This is a genomic window from Paenibacillus wuxiensis (assembly GCF_040195695.1).
Lineage (GTDB): Bacteria > Bacillota > Bacilli > Paenibacillales > Paenibacillaceae > Paenibacillus_B > Paenibacillus_B suaedae.
Genome location: NZ_JBEFZI010000006.1, coordinates 488,815 through 507,234, shown reverse-complemented (window position 1 = coordinate 507,234; position 18,420 = coordinate 488,815). Strand labels below are relative to the sequence as shown.

Genomic DNA, 18,420 nt, shown 5'->3' with positions numbered 1-18,420 from the left:
GTGGTGATAAATTGTTAAGAACAGCGATGTTCACAATCGGATTCATTGCATTGTTGATTGGTGGATTCCTATGGATGAGTCAGCAACAGAAAGGCTTGGATCCTGCTCTATTAAGTATCGTGAAGAATTATGTTGGCAGAGACGGTCTCGTTCATGATGTTACAAATGACATTGGCGTAGAGAGCGTCGAGGATGTGGGTTTTAAGAAGAAGGGTGACGTTCTGGAAGTGTTCTATGGCAAGATGAATTTCAACATTCAGATGGATGAAACCTTGCAAGAGGCGGTTCAGAACTTGCGCAAGCTCGGAATTGTATTAAGCACGGACGAAGCTGGCAACGTGAAACTGACTTATAACGGGGAAGCGGTGAAACAGTTTGAATAAGAAAGCAGCGATAGCCATGTTAAGCTGCTCACTATCGCTTGTATTTTTATTTATTTATGTGCGGGAATCCCAGCAAGTGACGGCTAGTGAAGATCAAGTTACTTCCAAGATGATCGTAAAGGAAGCGATGACGGATCAAGAGCACTTCGTGAGTTATGTGATGGGGGATACCGTCTATATGGAGGATTTGGTCAAACAATCGATTGAACCACTAAGAAAAGCAACTGGGGAAGTATTCCCGGCTATGCATAGAGTAAAGGGAACTACTGTGATTAAGAATTTCACTTATTTAGCGAATCAGATGGTGATAGATCCGGCAAGTCTCCAGATTGGAATGGAGAAGTCGATTCCTTATACATATACAGCGACAATTGAACAGAGCTCAAAATATATTGACACGTTGTTGTATGACGGTTGGGAGCTCATAGGAAGCTATAATGATCATCGTTCTATGGATATGTATTTAAGAAAGAATGGACGGATGGCCAGAGTAATTATTCTTGAACGCATGATGAAGGTATTCGATGACGTCAAGCGGGAACTTCCGGATTCCAAAGCTTTCGTAAAGTAGATCGATTTATACAAAATGACTTATCAGCGGGGGAACAGAGTCCATGAATATTGAGTGGAATTGGCGGACCATTACGATCGTTGCGGGTATCGCGATTGTCTTTATTGGGACGAATGTGGGGCAATATTTCCTGATTTGGGGGCCGAAGCAAGAAAAACTTACCGCATCGTACAACCAAGAAATCGCTACATTGCAAGCAACGATTGACAGATTGGGCCCTATGGTAGGGATTTGGACCATCAAAGATGGTGTGCAAGGTTTATATCCAGGTAAAGAAGTCGCTGAGACTGACTTGGAACTTCGTCAGCTTCCGGAGTCGCTCGTGAATCAAAGTTATGTGCTCGATGCGGAGTCGATTATCGGGAAGTATTACAGAATCGGTCTTACCCCAGGTACAGTGCTTAGTAAAGACATGGTAATGGAAGATAATCTCGATGATACGACGCGGGAATATGATGTCGTCGCAAATGTCATGCCAATCGGACTAAAAGTTGGGGACTACGTTGATTTCCGAATCGTGTATCCGCTTGGCGAAGACTACATTGTGTTGACACATAAGCGAGTTGAGGCGATTCATGACAAGACGATTAAATTCAAAATGGACGAGAAGGAAATTCATATGTATCAAGCTTCTCTCATTGATTATTTCTTGCAGAAGAAGAACGGATCATCCTTATACTTGGCGAAGTACGTTGAACCGGGCATTCAGAAAGAAGCAATTCAGTACTATGCAGTGCCGAAGAATATTCTAGCTATTATGGTCGCGGATCCGAACATTATATCTAAAATCAACACAGATCTGAATAACTCCACTCGGAGCATGATCGATGCCGGCATTTCGAGGGTAAGTCCAGAGGCGGGACAAGATATCTCGTCAGGTCGCAAGGAGATTGAGGGGAAGGTTGACGGCGGAGCGAATCAATTGAAGAGCGAGGAGAAAGCTCGGAAAGACGCGGAGGAACTGGCGAATCCAGGCGGATCGGAAGCGGCAACGGAAACAGCCCCAACGCCTGCTCCGACGCCTACTCCATCGAGTTCAGATACATCTCCGAATAATGCTCCGACGGAAGCACCGACTTTAAATATTGAGAAAGGTGTTGTTGAGTAATGCAAATCGGCGTATACGGTCATACAGACAAAAGACCTGTCATCTACGCTTTGATGAAATTGCTGCAAGCAACGGGAGATGTAGCGTTGTTCAGCAATCATCGGCATTACAAGAGACTCTTGGAGCATGGCGAATCGCAAGGGCATATGGCGAATATCATGATTGCGGTATCGGATGCATCGCCGGACGAGATTTTCGAAGAGATTGGCTATACGGTAGATGATTTCGAACACATAATCTATGATCTGCAGGATACGATCCCTGAGAATTTATCGCTCGTGATATACGTGAAGAGCTATCCTCCAGGGGAGGAAGAGCAATCAATCCTAGATCTTATCGGCGATTACCACACGATTAAGATGACTTACGACGGTAGAAGAGAGAAAGGGGCGATTAATGTATCTCCGATCTCGCTGATCTGGAAGCGGGTCGAAGAGTTCGAGGCGTTTCATATCCTTGCCCCGATGCCGTCGAATGACTTGAACAAAGGACTTGCGACGCTGATTGCTCCGAGCCTCAAGATGACAAGCAAAACGGCATTCAAGCTGCTGACAAGGAGGTGGGATAAATGAGGATATCGGTTATTACGCCGGACCGCAAGCAAGGCGGGACGACAGTTAGTGTCCTGCTCGCGTTAGCGATCGCTCAGACGCAACAGTTGACAACTTGCTTAACGTACGCGGGGAACGATAATAAATCGATTTCCAGCTTCCTCGGATTGAAGGCAATTGAAGATAGGACGCGCAACCTTACGCAAGTCATTAAGCTGTTGGAGGCCAGTGCAATATCAGGTGATGAGATTCAAGACTATTGCCTGAAAGTACCTGGCGTACCGAACTTGCAGATTATCGATACAGCGTCAGAGACGATCTCGGACGAAGATAATGCGAAACTGTTCAAGTTCGTCATGGAGAACTTAAATCACGAAATCATCATTACGGACGTCGTAACGGAAATCTATGATGAGATAACGAAGTCTGTTCTAGAGAATTCAGATTTAATCGTCATGGTACTCACCCAATCGAAGGATGTAGGGGACAGACTGAAGGATTGGGAGTCAGCAGGCATCATGAAGGAACTGAATCATAAGGGTCTGATCTACATATTCAACCAATATGATCCTTACGTCGAAGCTTTCCGAGATACGACGAAGCGCATGCGCTTGAGACATCGTCGTTGCGCCAAGATCAGCTATAACGCATTCATTCGCCGGACAAGCAACATGGGGAAGCTGCAGACGATCCTTCCCTACATTCTAGCGAAAGATCCGAGAGTCGTTGAACTGAACAATGATCTCAAAGAATGCGTCATGACGGTACTCGCGAACTTAGGTCGTCGAACAACCTGGCCGCAGGAATAGGGAGGAGAAGACGGATGGATTTAAATGCTGTGCTCATCGTCGTTACCTCGCTATGTATTTTAGTCTTGGTCGGGGCTCTGTATTTGCGGGCGAAGCGTGAGACGCCGGATGTTGAACTTTCCGATAAACTTACGCTTGATAAATTGCTGGATATCGTGAAATACAGCTTAGCCGATCTGGTGAAAGACGAGAATTTCTCGGGTCTTGCAGATGAAGAATTCGAATCCATGTATAAGCGGAGGGCAAGAATTCTAGATGCGATGCGCAACTGCGTCTATGGGATTGATTCTGCGAAGCTGATTGTACAGGATCTGATTCGCAGTATTATCTCTGATACCTTGAAGACAGAGGAAGAGGTACTGGAAGTCTATGATTTCCATGCGAACTATATGGAACCTCGGATCAAGTTCGAGATTTTGATGTACTTCTATAAGAAGCAGTTCGGCAAGGATGCCTTATCCGAGATGATTCAGGAGTACAATCTGGATCGTGAACGTTTCGAGATCGAAGACAAGTCGCAGGCATCCTACTTGATAACGAATGAAGATATCGATGAGATTTACGCTGAGAAAAATTTCGAATTAACATATCCCGTCATGCTCGATATTTTGTCCATTATCATTTATCAGAAATATAAAGGGTTCGGCATTATCGATACATTGCGCGAGATGAATATTAACGGATTTAACTGTGGTACATCGGGTTCCATTCTAAGTGCACTCCTGAACAAAGAGAAGAAAATCATGAAGGCTCCTAGGTCTGTCTGGTTATATTTTAACGGTAAGTACATTCATCTAAGATTCTTGAACTTTAACTCAGAAGAAGAACTGAGACGAATCGTACAGCTCTTATGTCGTTATAATAACCCCGGCCCACTAACGGAGAAGCGTGGATATCTTGTTAATACCATGTACGATAAGTCCAGGGTATTGGCATTAAGACCGCCAGCTGCTGAGTATTGGGCTGTTTTCGTTCGTAAATTCACGCTAAGCGATTCATCCTTGCCGGCATTGATTGATAAGCCCTACGTCAATAAAGCATTTCTCGCGATTCAATTGGTGCAATACCTCATGATGGGACAAGTGACCTGTGGGTTCACGGGGCGACAGGGAGCCGGGAAGACCGTAATGATGACCGCCGCAGTTAAATATATCGATCCAAGGTATACGATTCGCGTGTTGGAGATGGCTCCCGAGATGTACCTTCGGGAATTGTATCCGGAGCGGAACATCCTATCCGTTCAAGAGACGGAGTATGTATCGGCTTCGGAATTGCAAGATGCTTTGAAGAAATCGGATGCTGCCGTCTCGATTGTCGGGGAGGTTGCAACGGATCCAATTGCGGCGCGAATGATCCAAATGGGACAAGTTGCCTCGATCTTTACGATATTTTCGCATCATGCGAACTTGGCGGAGCAATTGGTCTATGCGATTCGGAACTCTCTCGTTAATGCTGGGGGTTTCTCAGGAAATATGATTACCGCAGAGCAACAGGTCATCGATGTCATCCGCGTGGATATTCACCTGAATTATACGACGGATGGACGAAGATACATCGAGCGAATCTCTGAGATCGTGAAACTCGACGTGAGCGTGCCGTATCCGGATTACGATAAGGGTGATCCGGTACATTCCATGAATGAAATTACGAAGGAATATTATACGCGACAGACGGATCGCAAGACGTTCACGACGAGGGATATTCTTAAGTACAACTTGGATACGAACACTTACGAGACTTATGACTGGTTCACGACGGAGTTAACGAAGAAGATGCTGGATGTGATGCCATTAGATCACGTGAAGGATTTCAAGAAATTCATTCTCGATAATTGGAGGTTATAGTCACTATGATCTTTCTACTTATTGGGATTATCCTGACTGCGACAGTCGGTATCACGATGATTATCGTCTCGGATCGCAAACGTTCCATGGCTCGGCGGAAGTTGAACGCACCGAAACGGAAAGGCATCATATCGTTATCTACCTATTATCGGTTAAGCAAGTTCTTGGACGAGTTCTTCTTGACTCGTGGAAGCTACAGGAAGGTGAAGACGAAGATCGCGGAGCTGTCCGTCTACACGAACCAAGAGATTAAAGTGTATTCGGTTCGTTCATATCTGATTGCAACTGTCTCATCTATCGCACTAGTTCTTGCTGGAGCTTTGATCTTCAAGGATTTATTCTCTACGCTGCTCGTGGTGATGTATGCGATCATCCTAAATACGGTATTGGTGGACAAGCAGGTTGACAGCGTGCATTTCAAGCTCTTGAAGCAGCTCTCGATGTCTTTATCCTCGCTTCGGCAAAATTATTTGCGGCTGAACTCGATTCCGGAAGCCGTGGCGGAGACGGAAACAGGCTCAGAGCTCCACCGTGCGTTCGAGGAGATTCATGCCATTCTTACAGATGTAAATGGGCGCAAACGATTGGATGAATTCTATGAGACGACGCCGTTCAAGCTGTTATGTACGCTGGCAGGCGTATGTTACATCTTGAACAATTCCGGTGATACCAAGCTGCGCGATGGTTCTTCTAACTTCTTGCAAGCAATGGGGATGATGTCGGATGAAGTGAATTTGGAGATCCGCCGGATTTCGCTGCAGAAGGCACGATTCGGAATGCTCGAATATTTGCCGGTGGCCCCGCTTGCGGCAATCGGTATTATCGAGAGCTTCTTCAGTTCAATCATTCCTGGTACATCTGTGATCTACAATGGTGTGCTCGGTTATATTTTCCGTATAGTCATTCTACTCGCCTCGATTATTGGTTATACGGTGATCGTGAAGGTGAATAGCGCAGTCTCCGTGAAGAAGGATGATCGTAATCGCATTGTGCTATATCTTCTTCGGAAAGAGTGGTACGCGAAGATCGTTCGGGACATTATGCCGAAGAAGCAGTTCAAGAAGGCAAGGAAGCTCCGAGTCATTAAAGGCGCGCTGAGTATGACGGACTTGAAGCATCTGTATGCGAGCAAGATTCTGTACTCGGTCTTGGCGTTCGTCATCACGATAGTCTGCATGTTCTTCGCCGTTAATCTCGGGAAGGAATTCGTCTATAACAACGTACGTGAAGTTTCTCTCGTTGGCGGTGAGCAGTTGACGGCGAAGGATATTCGGATTCGGGAAGAAATGGATCGGCAGTATTTGGCGGAGCCAGTCATGTTAAGCGAGAGTAGGACGAAGGAACTGGTAAAGGCTAGATTGCCTAAGTTGCCGGCATTTGACCAAGATGCACAAGTGAAGCGTCTGCAAGAGAAATATACGAGTTACTACAATACTTATTTCAAATGGTGGATGGTTCTTATTGCATTCTTTGTCGGTCTGATCGCTTACAAGGTTCCCGAATTGATGCTTCGGGGAAGGGCATGGCTGCTCAAGACAGAGAGTGAGGAAGATGTGCTGCAACTGCAGACGATTATCTCGATTCTCATGAATACATCGACAGATACGCTGGATACATTGTACTGGCTGGAACGGCAAAGCCGCGTACATAAGAACGCGATTCTGGATGCTTATCATGAATATCCTTCGAATCCTGACTTGGCACTCAATCGGTTAAAAGCCAAAGCGATTTTGCCTGGATTCAAAAGGTTAGTCGATAAGCTGATTCTGACGATTCATCAAATTTCGCTCGCAGAAGCGTTCAGTGATCTTGTGACAGAGCGGGATCATGTTATGCGGATTCGCGAGATTTCGCAGAATGCGACCCTTAATAAGAAACGGTCGATGGTGAGTCCACTGGCGATGGCGCCGCTCGTGCTTACCGCAATTCTCTACATTCTCGTCCCGCTCGGGATTCTCGGGTTCAAGGAATTCATGGCGGCGTTGAAGCATGTCACGTAGCACGAGGGGAAGAGCTAGAGTCGCAAGAAAGGGGGTGAGGCGCGCAGCGCAGTTTGTTCGATGAACATGTATAGGATAGGGGTTCTTCAGTAAAAAGATGCCTAGCATCAATTATCAATCAAATTTGAGGAGTGAATAATCAATGGAAGGCGAATTGGGATCAGGCGCACGAATAGCGATTGCGTTAATTGTCATTGGGGTTATTATTTCGGTTATCTTTGTCATTCTAGGCTTTACGCGGGGGACGACGAATCAGGGGATTACGACGGTGCAGAACTCCATGGATTCTATGGCATTGGCACAGTTCGATGATTACGATCAGAAAATTCTATCTGGTACACAAGTAATATCGGCGATTAAATTGTTTGAGGGAAGACCGGTTGCGATGATAACAAAGCCGAAAGCAGCTGGTAGTTCGGGCTATAACTATGGGGCTATTTTGAAAGATACTACACCTGGTACGGATATTGCGGGTTCCAAAACATTTATCAATAGTAATTTAAAGAAGGCACAGTCTACAGACTCATTCTACACTCAAGATTTTGCAACAGACGGCATTACCAAACCTAATATGGTCTATATCCCATTAACTCAAACAGGAACGAATGCTTATGTAAGACCAACTGCTAAATTTCTAGCTGAACTGATTAAAGATAACACGGGGACAATCGTGGGAGTTTGTTTCACGCAGCAATAATTTCATTTTTCATACTGTTAGGATCCGCGAACTGCATGCGATGCCTTCGCGGATTCTCATAGAGTAAGAAACAAAGGAGGGAATGTTATGAATGAGTGGCCAGCCGCCATTTGGGCTAGCATTAGTGCGATGACGGCAGCATTGGTTCTTAGTTTCATCGTCGTGTTGGGAGGATTAGCTAGATATAGTGCAGGAATTATGCAAGAGGATGATAATGCAGTAGCGCTCGTGAAGGAGTATCGACAGTATAGGCAGTTTAATGGTACGACGGTGTATTCACAGGATATCATTACTGCGATCGGAGAATCGCGAGGCATGCCAGCCATATGGGTTGATACTTCCCCAGGACCTGACGTGAACTTTGATCTAAAGTGGACGGAAGACACGAAGAGAGAACATTTCGCAACGCTGTATTTAACGAAGCTCTTCGAGGGTGTAACTGCAACGTATCAAGCTCATCTCGAATACGATCTGAACGGAGCACTTATCCGAATTGAGTTTAGGAGAGATTAGCAGCCTATGGATAATGAAGTCAGCAATAGTATCCATGTGATGATCACACTCATCGTGGTCGCCGTAATCATCGGAATCATTAGCCTGTTCTGGGCGATGAGTCAAGGGTTCAGCCGCGAAGCGGTCACAAGCGTAGAAGAGGCTCAAGCGGAGACGTTCGCAACCGAATTAATCAACACGGCTCATTACGGGCCAGTTCCCGCCGCATCGGCCTTCATGATGCTGAAGAAGAATGCGAATGCCGTGAAGTCGCTGTCAGGCAATGCTTATGGTATTAACGTGACGCAGATCGAAGATCTGACTTCGATGCTCTCGAAGAAAATAAGGTTAAAGGTCATTGACGCGGATAAAAAACTGGATGCGTATGAAGTCATCGTTATGGAAGAATTCGATAAAAAGTAATCCTTTAAGGAGGAATTCGATGAATGAAGCAGATGATGCATTGGATCTCATGACATTGATTATGGCACTCGCGATCTTCACCCCTATTATGATCTATTGCGCGGTTCCGTTATTCCAAGGGCATGTAGGGGGGTTCGGCGTTCAGATTGAAAAGACCGCGCTGGAGACGGAGAGCGAGATCATCCCGACAGCACGAGTGATGACAACGAATGATGTCCTAATGATGCTCGTCGTAGCAGATCGATATACACCGGAGCCGAAGAAGCTACGTCTGAATATGATGGGAACGCCAAGGGAGTTTGCGATTGATGATGTTTTTTTAACGAATAAAGAACTCATGTTGCAGGAAGCAAGGTCACTATTGCCGCTGTCGACACCAGTACAGCTCTCGCTCTTTGCGGGGCCGCGATCAGACCCGTCAGGGACCGGGATGAGATTCTGGGAGGTTCACCGTTAAGGAGGTTATTACATGAGACTATTTGGTCTACACATTCCCCTGTACCGGAAAGGGGTGACCGTCCTAGTCGCAGATCCGACATTCGCGCGTGGACAAGCTGCAGAGCTAATCTTCAAGTATTTGGATCCGAAGGACAAATATAAGAAAAAAATGTACGGTTCGCTCAAGAAAGGGGCGAAGGGGAAGATCGTATCGCTGATGAAGTATCGGGATGAGGCTGGTCATGTCTCGGTCTATTACGGCGTGCTGATAAAAGATATACTGTTCGCTATCGAAGAATCCAGATTAGCCCGGACGTAGAGAGAGGTTGGAAGCATGACGGACATATTCAATAAAATATTGGGGGTATTATTAGCGTTTGTAATATTGGTAGGGGGACCGTTAATTATCAAATCGATGGGCAAGGATCTAACCATGAATCGAAGCATACTGAATGAAATGACGAACTTCATTGATAAGGTAACAGACAATGGGCGCTTATCCGAGGCAGATCTTGAGGATTTCTACCTAGGCATCTCCTCTTATGGCATGACGATGGATGCGACAGTGAAGCGATATATGAAAGTCGTCAATCCTGATGGGAAGCAAGGAACGTATACGTCTTATGTGCTGAATGATGACTTAAGTAAGTGGAATCAAGGCGATATTATCAAAGTGACGGTCAAAGCGGTTGATCATACTGGTGGACAGCGTCTTCAATATCGAATATTGCATCTTGCTTCGCCGAAATTCGAGCAGACCTTAGCGGGCATGGTGAGGAAGTAGGTGGCAGATGAGTCGTCATTTTGGATTCGTGAACATCGTTGCAATCTTGTTCATTGCTGCATTGTTGCTTGGTTATATGCAGTATGTTTCTCAAGAGAAAGATGAGATTGAGCGCTTGAAGCTATCTTATGCGATCGATTATGCGACGGATGCTGGAGCGATGGCGATGTTGAATACAGGGAATTTGGATATGGATTATACGAAGCAGAGAGCTGTGACCGTAAATCCGGCTCTTGCCTTAGATACCTTTTTGGACGTATTTGCATTCAATTACGATCTGTATCCGTCTGCAGAGAATAAAGCATTAATTAAGGATTTCATCCCTGTTGCAGCGGTAGCTGGGTATGACGGGTATTATCTTGCTTCGCACCAATTGGTGACGAATGAAGCAGGAAATTATCCGGAGACACCCGCAAATGAAGTGGAGTGGGATTTGGTGTTCGGGATGAAAATGCCTTATCTCTATACCTATGGGGGAACGAGTTATGGATTGAATATGGGGATGGAGGAGACGCTCGCCTTAACAGATAGCACCCTATCGAAAATACAAGGGTTGCCGCCTACCTCAACCGGAAGTCTTTCGAGAGGTGAAGCGCAGGAGATTATTAACAATAACATTTCCAACGATATGGCCTATCAGATTAACGAGACGAATACGATTAATCCGTATTGGAAGAATTTCTTCTACATTCCCAGTCAGCTGACAACCTTTAGCGGGGTTAATCCTATTGAAGGACCGAGTCTGCTCGTCCTTGTGCAGAATGTTACGTTAACGACTTCTAAGCCGATAAGCGGGTTCAGTATTGCAGGTTCGAAGATTGATCGTGCCCGGATGGTACTGGGCTATACGAGAAACGGAATGAAATATTATGCGTTCGCGGATAAAGCGCCTGTCAGTACGGAAGTCGATCCCGTGAAAGGCATTGTTATTGAGAATATTTATTCCACAGCGAAGGAAGCAGCGCTAGCAGGATACTATTTTGATACGGAAACTGAATTGAAAAAGTAGGAATAAGGCTTATAAAGAAAAGAGCGTGTCAGATGCGAAAGTTCATACGAGATACACGAGGAACGGTTTCGATCTTCCTCATTTCGATCATTGCTATCATTTTCTTCTTCAATGCGGTGCTGATCGATTATGCCAGAATTCAGGCAGCGAAGCGTCAGACGGATGCGGCCGTGCAAGCAGCGGTGCGTTCGGTATTGGCTGCGTTCGATCAGGAGCTGCAAGGAAAGTATGGTCTATTCGGTGTAAAGGAGTCCGAGGTGAAGGAACTGTTCGAGCAGATCATCGAAGAGAACTTGAATAAGCCGGAAGACGGCGGATTCCAACTCATTACGCCGGAACTGCTGCGAGGTTCAGCACAGATGAAGACGACGGGTGACTTAGGCAACCATGTGATCTTGCAGCAGCAGATTTTAGAAGACATGAAGTACAAGGCACCGATCGAGATTACGCTGAATATGCTGGACAAATTCAAGCCGCTCGCGAAGGTGTTGAAGACTGCATCGGCTGCGACAAAATCGGCGAAGAAGATGAAGAAGCATTATACGAAGCGGGAGAAGAAGCTGGAAGACTTTTGGAAAGAGCGTCAGGGACTGCTCGGTAAGAGCAGTTCATTGCTAACCGACATCAGTAAGATTCGGCAAGCAGGCGGGCAGTATAGCACGATTCATAGCAAGTACACAGATACGCAGTCCATGGATTATGAACGTGACCGGCTTGATGGTACTCGGTCTAGTAAACAAACGGAGAGATCCTCGCTAGAGTCAGAGTTAAGCGCTCGGATCGCCAGCGCGCCAGAAGGTCAATCTATCAATACGTCATCGTTAGAAAGGCAAATTGAATTGCTCTCGGGCCAGATCAGCTATTTGGATCAGAAAATCAGCGAGCTGGATGCGAAGATCAGCCGGAATCTTGCCGTCATTAATCCATATCTATCCAGTCTGCATCAGACCATGAATCATGCGCTTAAGACTGTGAAGGACATGGAGAAAAGCTATGCGACGATGAAAGAAGCAATCGAGAGTGCGAAGCAGTCGAATCAAGAGATGAAGGCGGCATGGGAGAAGGCCAAGCAAGATACGCAGCAGCAGAATTATGAACAAGTGTCGAATGCACCTGAGACGGAAGGTAGAACATCTACGGATCCGCAGTTAGGTGCTGTTGAAGAGCAGCTGGATAAAGTCGTAAAAGAGCTGGAAGCGTTAATTCTGCCAGATAGCTATTTTGAACGGATTGAGCGGGAATTGGCCACGGAACAGCGTCAACTGATGGAGACGAAGGCGGGCATAAGCCAGCTTCAGAGTATGATGCCTACGGTCTATCACCGGACGACGAATCCGCCGGAAGTATCACCCGTGCAGGGGTTGACAGGCAGCACGCATGCGAAGCATGAAGCGGTGAATGGAGAGATTGTGCAGCATGGCAATCCGAACAATTATCCGGAAGAAGAGAAGCGTCGGAAGGATAACGAAGTCTATCAAGCGAGAACCAAGCAGAGTCAGCAGCAGGATGGAAGCAACGGGAGTGCGCCTTCACTGGAGAAGCAAGGTGAGTTCGGCATGAAGGATATGTTCACGATCATTAAGATGGTAAAAGGGATTCAGACAGCAAGTGAGGATTATGTCAAGTTGGATGGATTCTATCAGAGTTATCTTGCATCCGGCGGGGTGGGGGGAGGCGAGTCGAATACCCCAATCACGGACGATGGGGGAGGCAAGTCGAGCATCCCAATCACGGACGATATGGAAGATTCCGCGGAATCCGCGATGGGTGCAATGGACAAGCTGTTCGAAGGGTTGAGCAACTTATTAATGACGATGCGTAATGAACTCTATGTGAATGAATATGCTGTGCAGCGGTTTAACAGCTTCAAGCCGAACTTTGGCCCGATACTCGCATCGCCAAAACCCGATATGGATAAGATCGCAGCTGAGTTCACGAAGATGATGAGTGTAAAAGGATCTGAACTGGAGTATATCGTGTATGGTCTGGATACACCGGGAGGGAATATAAGTGCGGCGTATGGAGAGTTGTTCTTATTCCGCTTGGCGCTGAGGACGTTGGAAGGGTTTATGGATAAAACCGTACGAGCCCTAGGGCATCCAATATTAGTTATGATAGCTGCGATTGCGTATGGGGTTGTTAAAGCAGTGAAAGATATAGGAATGTTTTTACAAGGGAAAAATGTGCCGATTATTGGGTTGCCAATTTTACAAGAAATTATGTTGGGTTATAAAGATTATTTACGAATATTCTTACTTCTACATAGCAATGAAGAGAAGAAATTATCGAGAATGCAAGCATTAATTCAGTTTAATACGAAAAAGGATTTAAGTAAACATCAGACCTATGTGAATGGCAATGCAGAGTTTTCAATACGGCTATGGTTTCTACCCGGGATCATGCGGGCAATGAATACGACGGTTCAAATGAATGGAAGAGTTGAAGGGAATCGGTATATCTATACACATGGCGATCGTGCGATGTCATATTAGTCAATTAAAATACAAAATTCGGAGGTTGCAAATGAAAAGAACATGGAAAGTAATAATGATGGCATTAGTTTTTGGTTTGATTGTAAGTGGATGTGGAAGTAAAGGGGAAACGACCCAAAGCGACGTGAATAATTCCGCTGTCTCAACAAACACGGAGCAGAAAACAGAAAAGAGCGATAGTAAGGAGAACAAGCAAGATAATGATTTACTTGGAAAGATCGAGTTCATAGGAGAGAAAACGAAGAAAATCGGGCGGTTCGAAATAACGTTGGAGGAGGGAGTGGCTCTGCAAAAGCTTGAGCTTTTAGATGAAGGTAACCTTCGTCCAAACCAACAGCAATTTTTAAAAATTAAAGCGAAAATAACAGCTATCGATCCAAAAGTTGATGAGATATCTGAATATTATGAATTTAGTGTTTATAAAGTGGATGAAACGAATTTTGGTGACGATAACTATATCGGATATGCGACAGGTGTATTTGGTGAGCAACTCGAAGCAAGTTTAAGAGCAGAGAGGTCTTATGTGAAGAATGTTCCTAAAGAAGGTTATTTGTACTTCGACGTTCCAGAGGGAGATGAATTTCGAATCGTATATCGGGATGATTTCACGCAAATGGACTACTGGGATATAAAAATCACAAAATAATAAATACAGGAGGCATTTATGAATAGAGTCATTCGATTAGCACTTGCTATGTTTCTACTATCCAGTTCAACGATCTATGCAGAAGATGCCTCTGTTTTGTTGCGGATGTATGGCGTTGCGGTAAGCGATGCTGCCGAGGAAGGGAAGAAGCTGAATAAGATGGAAGAGGCGTATCATGCGGTAGCGTATCAAGTGAACGCGAATACGATGCTGGCTGTGGCCGCTGGGCTGCATGATGCGAATCAACAGAGCATGCTGAAAGAGATGGATCTAGAACTGTACGCCTTATCCGATACGTTGAATGAGACGATAACCGCTATGGAACAGAGTAAGGATCAAGAGGTGGAGGATATACTGGCGCTGGATGCGAAGTATCGCTCCATTTCGAATGATCTGAAGGCGAAGCAGCAGCTGCGCAAAGATTGGGTTGCGCAATATGTGCACACGTATGAAGTCCCGGCACAAGATATGGCACAAGGCGAGAAAGAGCTGAAGAGCTTGGAGAACAAGGTCGAGCAGCAGCGCGAGAGAGTGAAACAAGCTACGACGTACCCGGAATTGGGAGAGGTAACGACATTCAAATCGCCGCTCGAGATTCCGGGCGTCATGACATCGCCTTTCGGAGTACGGCTTGATCCAGTGACGCGCGAAGCGATGACATTTCATAAAGGCATGGACTTCAGCGCTCCAGAGGGGACGGCAGTGCTATCGGCATTTCACGGCGTCGTAGAAGAAGCTTCGAGCAACTACGCGATCGGCAAATATGTCAAGATCAATCATGGACATGGTATTACAACACTATATGGGCATTTATCGAGTTTAGAGGTTGTTCCGGGGCAGAAAGTTGCACAATACGATGAAATTGCGAAATCTGGCAATACCGGAGCCCAGACGACGGGGCCGCATTTGCATTTGGGCTTGTTCATTCGAGGAGAAGCCGTGGACCCGGGCAAATTCATAACACACGAGTAATAGGACGGAGGTAACATCGAATGATCGTCTGTTCGAAAGAACGATATATACCAGTGACTATCAACACGCTCGTTCTTCACAAAGAGGATCGATACTACTATGTTCATCGCGATGTGTATGATCAAGCAGTTATTCTAACGGATCGTTATGCAGATTTGGACCATTTATTGGAGTTGGTGGGCGGAACGAGCGTGAACCAGGAGATTGTCGAATGGTTTTATCAGCAAGCGCCAAGACCGCTGCATATTCTTGCTCCTTATTTAAGGTTGGTAGACGGAGCTTTAGAACGAAATATTGAGGTTTGCTGTGGAGTATTGCATGCCATTACGGCCATGATCAGCGTGAGGAATTTCATTCTGAAACCGCAAGAGATTCGGAAGAGCGTATCCTTCTCCCTCACCGCAAAAGAAGAATATGAGATGGCATGGGATCGATTCTTTCTATCTGCCATCCCTTATGAAGAACGCTATCAGGCTGCGCCGACGTATCGAAGCATGACTGTTCAAGAGGGACAAGTAGAGCTTGCGAACAGCGAGAGGCTAGCGGCGCAGGACTGTATAGAACAGCAATTGCAGCAGCAACCGATTGTACGAGATGCAGCACCTAAGCATCAGCCTATGGAGAATGTAGAATCGATCGAGACATCGATGATGGCAAAGGCTAAGCGAGAGCATCTCGTAGAAGCGGCGATGAAACCAGCGGCATCGACCCAAGAAGAGCGTAGAGCGACGAAACAACTGCTACTCTAGCAACGTTAAGATACGGGGCAAGCAAGTAAGGAGGAGAGCATGAATACAGATACAGAAAGTTACGAGCATCCTCGTGATGTAATGGTAATGATCGCAGAGGAATTAGAGATCCTTCATGGTGAGGTGACGGCGTTGATTGAAGTCTATCACAATGCAGCGGAATCTAGCGATTTGACATTCATTAAGATTCTAGAAGAGAAGTATGAACAGATGCAAGGTGAAATTGCGGAACTAGTTGACGTGGTCGATCAAGTTCAGCAGATGATTGAAAATCCTACGGGAGACCCTGTTCTAGTTCAGTTGAATAAGGAGGACGCGGACTATGGGCGGTAAGACGAATTTACTCGACCCCGTACAGCTCGAGACGCTCTATATGGCTAGTCGCCAGTTCGAAGACAGAGCACATAAGAGTATTCAAGGAATCCATAAGAAGTTAATGAAATTGCATGAAGAGTCCCTGCATCTCGACCTATCCAATGAGGAAGGGCGCACGATGAAAGAGGGTACAGCAAGCATCAATCAAGCGGTTGAAGCGTTAATGGAGTCTCTCGGTGCAACGAGTCAATTCATTGATGGGAGGCTTGCAGGGGCGGTGCAATATTCGCAGAAAATGAGAAGGGGATCCTCTGCGATGAAAGCTGAGCAAGCATGGATTGCTCGATTGAAGAAATGAATCTAACGATATACGAGGAGGAGGACGAGGATGCAGATTGCGACGAATAATGCGTATCCGATCCACATTGCATAGAGCGGTCGACGGCTATGCTTCTCTCTTGTCTCATAGTCTTCCAGCGTATCTTGAGCGGGAATAACAATCTCTTCCTGGAATTCGCCGCAGACCAGGCTTAGGAGAACCAGTTCTTCCTCATATGAAATGTCTGTCGGAACCGAAGCATCATTCGTGACGATTTCGATGGATTTCCGATGATTGTCGCGGATGATTCCGATACCATTATCGCAGAAGAAGTAAGAAAATGAACCGGGTACAATGCGATCCGTGCCGAATGCCGCAGAGAATTGTGCGGCAGTAATTTCTTTGGTTTTCATGATGCAGTCTCCTTCGTCGGGTTGATCAAGATCGGGATGAATCATTACAACGGATAAGCGGTGATAGAATGACCTACTATTCAATGGCCTTTCTTTTGACGGTGCTCGTTGGATGTCTAGCTCTGCTCTCTATACTGGCTCGAAGTCGAAGAAAGTCAATTCCAGATCATATTTCTTCGGATTTATATGATTTTCTAGAGCGGGCAGACGATGCTTATATTCTCACTCATGAGTCTATTGAAATTAGCTATTTTAGTCAATATGCAACGAGCACGCTGTGCAACGAGATATTGGAATCAATATATAAGAATCCGCCCAAAATGTTCGGTACGCGCAAATACAGAGTTCGAACGTGGAGCGTTCTGACCTACGAGGATCAGGGTGTATTGCTGCGCAAAGAACTTACGCACATACCGATCAAAGTAAGGCGGGGCATCAAAGTCGCGCTTGGCGACGATATGGTGGAGTTCTGGAAGATATCATTTCTTTCTAACGGTTATAGGGTAGAGGAAGTATGGTAGAACACAAGGTGAATGGATGAGAACAAGGGCGGTGAGAAATCGTGCTACAACCTGGAACCATATTGGGGAATCGATACCGGGTAGAGACGCTTATAGCCAAAGGAGGTATGGGGGCAGTATATCTGGTTCATGATACGAAGCTGAATAACAAAGCGTGGGCTATGAAAGAAATGGTGAAGCATCAAGGGGCCGAGATGTTTCTAGAGGAAGCTCAGTTGCTATCGCGTCTGTCGCACCCTTATATTCCCCAGATCGCGGATTATTTCGAGCCGGATTCAGAGGGCCGCTGTTATCTCGTGATGGAGTACATTCAAGGACGAACGCTGCAAGAGATATTTCAAGCGGCAGCGAATCAGTTGCCAAGGCATCGAATTTTCAAATATATGCTGCAATTATGCGATATTTTGGACTACCTGCATCAGCAACCGAAGCCGATCATATTCCGGGATTTGAAGCCTTCGAACATGATGATCGATGAGTTCGACAATATTCGGTTAATCGATTTCGGGATTGCCCGCGCGTACGATCAAGATAAATTCGCGGATACAGTTCAAATGGGGACGGTCGCATTCGCGGCACCGGAACAGTTCGAGCGAAGGCAGACGGATCAGCGAACGGATATTTATGCGATGGGGGCTGTTCTGTATTATTTGCTCTCGAAGGGTAAGTTCTACTTCCAACATCGGGAATCGATTCGAACGACACTAGGTGATGTGACGCAAGAGACGCTGGATGTCCTACTGAAGATGCTAGACCCGAACCCTGATCGACGGTATCAGCGTGTACGTGAGGTACGAGAAGCATTGTTACAGATTCAGGTCATGTATGCAAGCGCACAGGTGACAGAGACGATCTTGATGCGAACCGAAGCGGTAACTCCGTCA

22 protein-coding genes and 1 pseudogene are annotated in these 18,420 nt (G+C 46.0%); 22 read left to right on the top strand and 1 reads right to left on the bottom strand.

The window, feature by feature from the left end; all coding sequences use genetic code 11:
• Nucleotides 1-11: 11 nt before the first annotated feature.
• The 20 genes from ABN764_RS16255 (at nucleotide 12) to ABN764_RS16160 (ending at nucleotide 16,641) form a co-directional block, all read left to right on the top strand.
• On the top strand, nucleotides 12-383 hold the full coding sequence (locus tag ABN764_RS16255; RefSeq protein WP_065293194.1) for a hypothetical protein: 372 nt from the start codon (nucleotides 12-14) through the stop codon (nucleotides 381-383).
• Nucleotides 376-954, top strand: coding sequence for a hypothetical protein (locus ABN764_RS16250; RefSeq protein ID WP_446672523.1), 579 nt, complete (start codon nucleotides 376-378; stop codon nucleotides 952-954). The genes ABN764_RS16255 and ABN764_RS16250 overlap by 8 nt, the downstream gene beginning before the upstream one ends.
• Nucleotides 955-997: 43 nt before the next feature.
• A complete protein-coding gene (locus tag ABN764_RS16245) occupies nucleotides 998-2,062 on the top strand; it encodes an SAF domain-containing protein (protein WP_446672522.1) in 1,065 nt (354 codons plus the stop codon).
• Nucleotides 2,062-2,634, top strand: coding sequence for a hypothetical protein (locus tag ABN764_RS16240; RefSeq protein WP_268624607.1), 573 nt, complete (start codon nucleotides 2,062-2,064; stop codon nucleotides 2,632-2,634). Before ABN764_RS16245 ends, ABN764_RS16240 begins: the two co-directional genes overlap by 1 nt.
• Nucleotides 2,631-3,422, top strand: coding sequence for a CpaE/TadZ family protein (locus tag ABN764_RS16235; protein WP_446672521.1), 792 nt, complete (start codon nucleotides 2,631-2,633; stop codon nucleotides 3,420-3,422). Before ABN764_RS16240 ends, ABN764_RS16235 begins: the two co-directional genes overlap by 4 nt.
• Nucleotides 3,423-3,436: 14 nt before the next feature.
• The gene (locus ABN764_RS16230) at nucleotides 3,437-5,266 is read left to right on the top strand and encodes a pilus assembly protein CpaF (RefSeq protein WP_268624609.1); all 1,830 of its coding nucleotides are present in this window, start codon (nucleotides 3,437-3,439) and stop codon (nucleotides 5,264-5,266) included.
• Nucleotides 5,267-5,271: 5 nt separating this feature from the next.
• Nucleotides 5,272-7,266, top strand: a complete 1,995-nt coding sequence (locus ABN764_RS16225; protein ID WP_446672520.1) for a hypothetical protein — start codon at nucleotides 5,272-5,274, stop codon at nucleotides 7,264-7,266.
• Between the two features lie 142 nt (nucleotides 7,267-7,408).
• Nucleotides 7,409-7,963: a hypothetical protein gene (locus ABN764_RS16220; RefSeq protein WP_446672519.1), complete on the top strand. Its 555-nt coding sequence runs from the start codon at nucleotides 7,409-7,411 to the stop codon at nucleotides 7,961-7,963.
• An 87-nt stretch (nucleotides 7,964-8,050) separates the two neighbouring features.
• Nucleotides 8,051-8,476, top strand: a complete 426-nt coding sequence (locus ABN764_RS16215; protein ID WP_446672518.1) for a hypothetical protein — start codon at nucleotides 8,051-8,053, stop codon at nucleotides 8,474-8,476.
• A gap of 6 nt (nucleotides 8,477-8,482) precedes the next feature.
• Nucleotides 8,483-8,878, top strand: a complete 396-nt coding sequence (locus ABN764_RS16210; RefSeq protein ID WP_446672517.1) for a hypothetical protein — start codon at nucleotides 8,483-8,485, stop codon at nucleotides 8,876-8,878.
• Nucleotides 8,879-8,897: 19 nt separating this feature from the next.
• Nucleotides 8,898-9,335 (top strand): hypothetical protein, encoded by a 438-nt coding sequence (locus tag ABN764_RS16205; protein WP_446672516.1) that lies wholly within the window; start codon nucleotides 8,898-8,900, stop codon nucleotides 9,333-9,335.
• A 12-nt stretch (nucleotides 9,336-9,347) separates the two neighbouring features.
• A complete protein-coding gene (locus ABN764_RS16200; RefSeq protein WP_268624615.1) occupies nucleotides 9,348-9,635 on the top strand; it encodes a hypothetical protein in 288 nt (95 codons plus the stop codon).
• Between the two features lie 15 nt (nucleotides 9,636-9,650).
• Nucleotides 9,651-10,100, top strand: a complete 450-nt coding sequence (locus ABN764_RS16195) for a hypothetical protein (protein ID WP_268624616.1) — start codon at nucleotides 9,651-9,653, stop codon at nucleotides 10,098-10,100.
• A 7-nt stretch (nucleotides 10,101-10,107) separates the two neighbouring features.
• Entirely contained in the window at nucleotides 10,108-11,109 is a 1,002-nt protein-coding gene (locus ABN764_RS16190) for a hypothetical protein (protein WP_446672515.1), read from the top strand.
• A gap of 32 nt (nucleotides 11,110-11,141) precedes the next feature.
• Nucleotides 11,142-13,601 carry a hypothetical protein gene (locus tag ABN764_RS16185; RefSeq protein ID WP_446672514.1) on the top strand — a complete coding sequence of 820 codons (2,460 nt, stop codon included), beginning with the start codon at nucleotides 11,142-11,144 and terminating at the stop codon, nucleotides 13,599-13,601.
• A gap of 31 nt (nucleotides 13,602-13,632) precedes the next feature.
• Nucleotides 13,633-14,247, top strand: a complete 615-nt coding sequence (locus tag ABN764_RS16180; RefSeq protein ID WP_446672513.1) for a hypothetical protein — start codon at nucleotides 13,633-13,635, stop codon at nucleotides 14,245-14,247.
• Nucleotides 14,248-14,265: 18 nt separating this feature from the next.
• On the top strand, nucleotides 14,266-15,219 hold the full coding sequence (locus ABN764_RS16175) for a M23 family metallopeptidase (protein ID WP_446672512.1): 954 nt from the start codon (nucleotides 14,266-14,268) through the stop codon (nucleotides 15,217-15,219).
• A gap of 20 nt (nucleotides 15,220-15,239) precedes the next feature.
• Nucleotides 15,240-15,968: a hypothetical protein gene (locus tag ABN764_RS16170; protein ID WP_446672511.1), complete on the top strand. Its 729-nt coding sequence runs from the start codon at nucleotides 15,240-15,242 to the stop codon at nucleotides 15,966-15,968.
• A gap of 39 nt (nucleotides 15,969-16,007) precedes the next feature.
• Complete coding sequence (locus ABN764_RS16165; RefSeq protein ID WP_446672510.1) at nucleotides 16,008-16,301, top strand: hypothetical protein; 294 nt, start codon at nucleotides 16,008-16,010, stop codon at nucleotides 16,299-16,301.
• Nucleotides 16,291-16,641 (top strand): hypothetical protein, encoded by a 351-nt coding sequence (locus tag ABN764_RS16160; RefSeq protein WP_446672509.1) that lies wholly within the window; start codon nucleotides 16,291-16,293, stop codon nucleotides 16,639-16,641. The genes ABN764_RS16165 and ABN764_RS16160 overlap by 11 nt, the downstream gene beginning before the upstream one ends.
• 2 nt (nucleotides 16,642-16,643) lie before the next feature.
• Here ABN764_RS16160 and ABN764_RS16155 read toward each other — a convergent pair whose 3' ends face one another.
• Nucleotides 16,644-17,015, bottom strand: a complete 372-nt coding sequence (locus ABN764_RS16155) for a hypothetical protein (RefSeq protein WP_065293173.1) — start codon at nucleotides 17,013-17,015, stop codon at nucleotides 16,644-16,646.
• Between the two features lie 68 nt (nucleotides 17,016-17,083).
• On the opposite strand from ABN764_RS16155, the gene ABN764_RS16150 reads away from it, so the two are divergent.
• Both ABN764_RS16150 and ABN764_RS16145 read left to right on the top strand, forming a co-directional pair.
• Nucleotides 17,084-17,536 (top strand): hypothetical protein, encoded by a 453-nt coding sequence (locus tag ABN764_RS16150; protein WP_139070730.1) that lies wholly within the window; start codon nucleotides 17,084-17,086, stop codon nucleotides 17,534-17,536.
• A gap of 41 nt (nucleotides 17,537-17,577) precedes the next feature.
• Nucleotides 17,578-18,330 (top strand): annotated as a pseudogene (locus ABN764_RS16145) (serine/threonine protein kinase); the annotation flags it as partial.
• Nucleotides 18,331-18,420 lie beyond the last annotated feature (90 nt).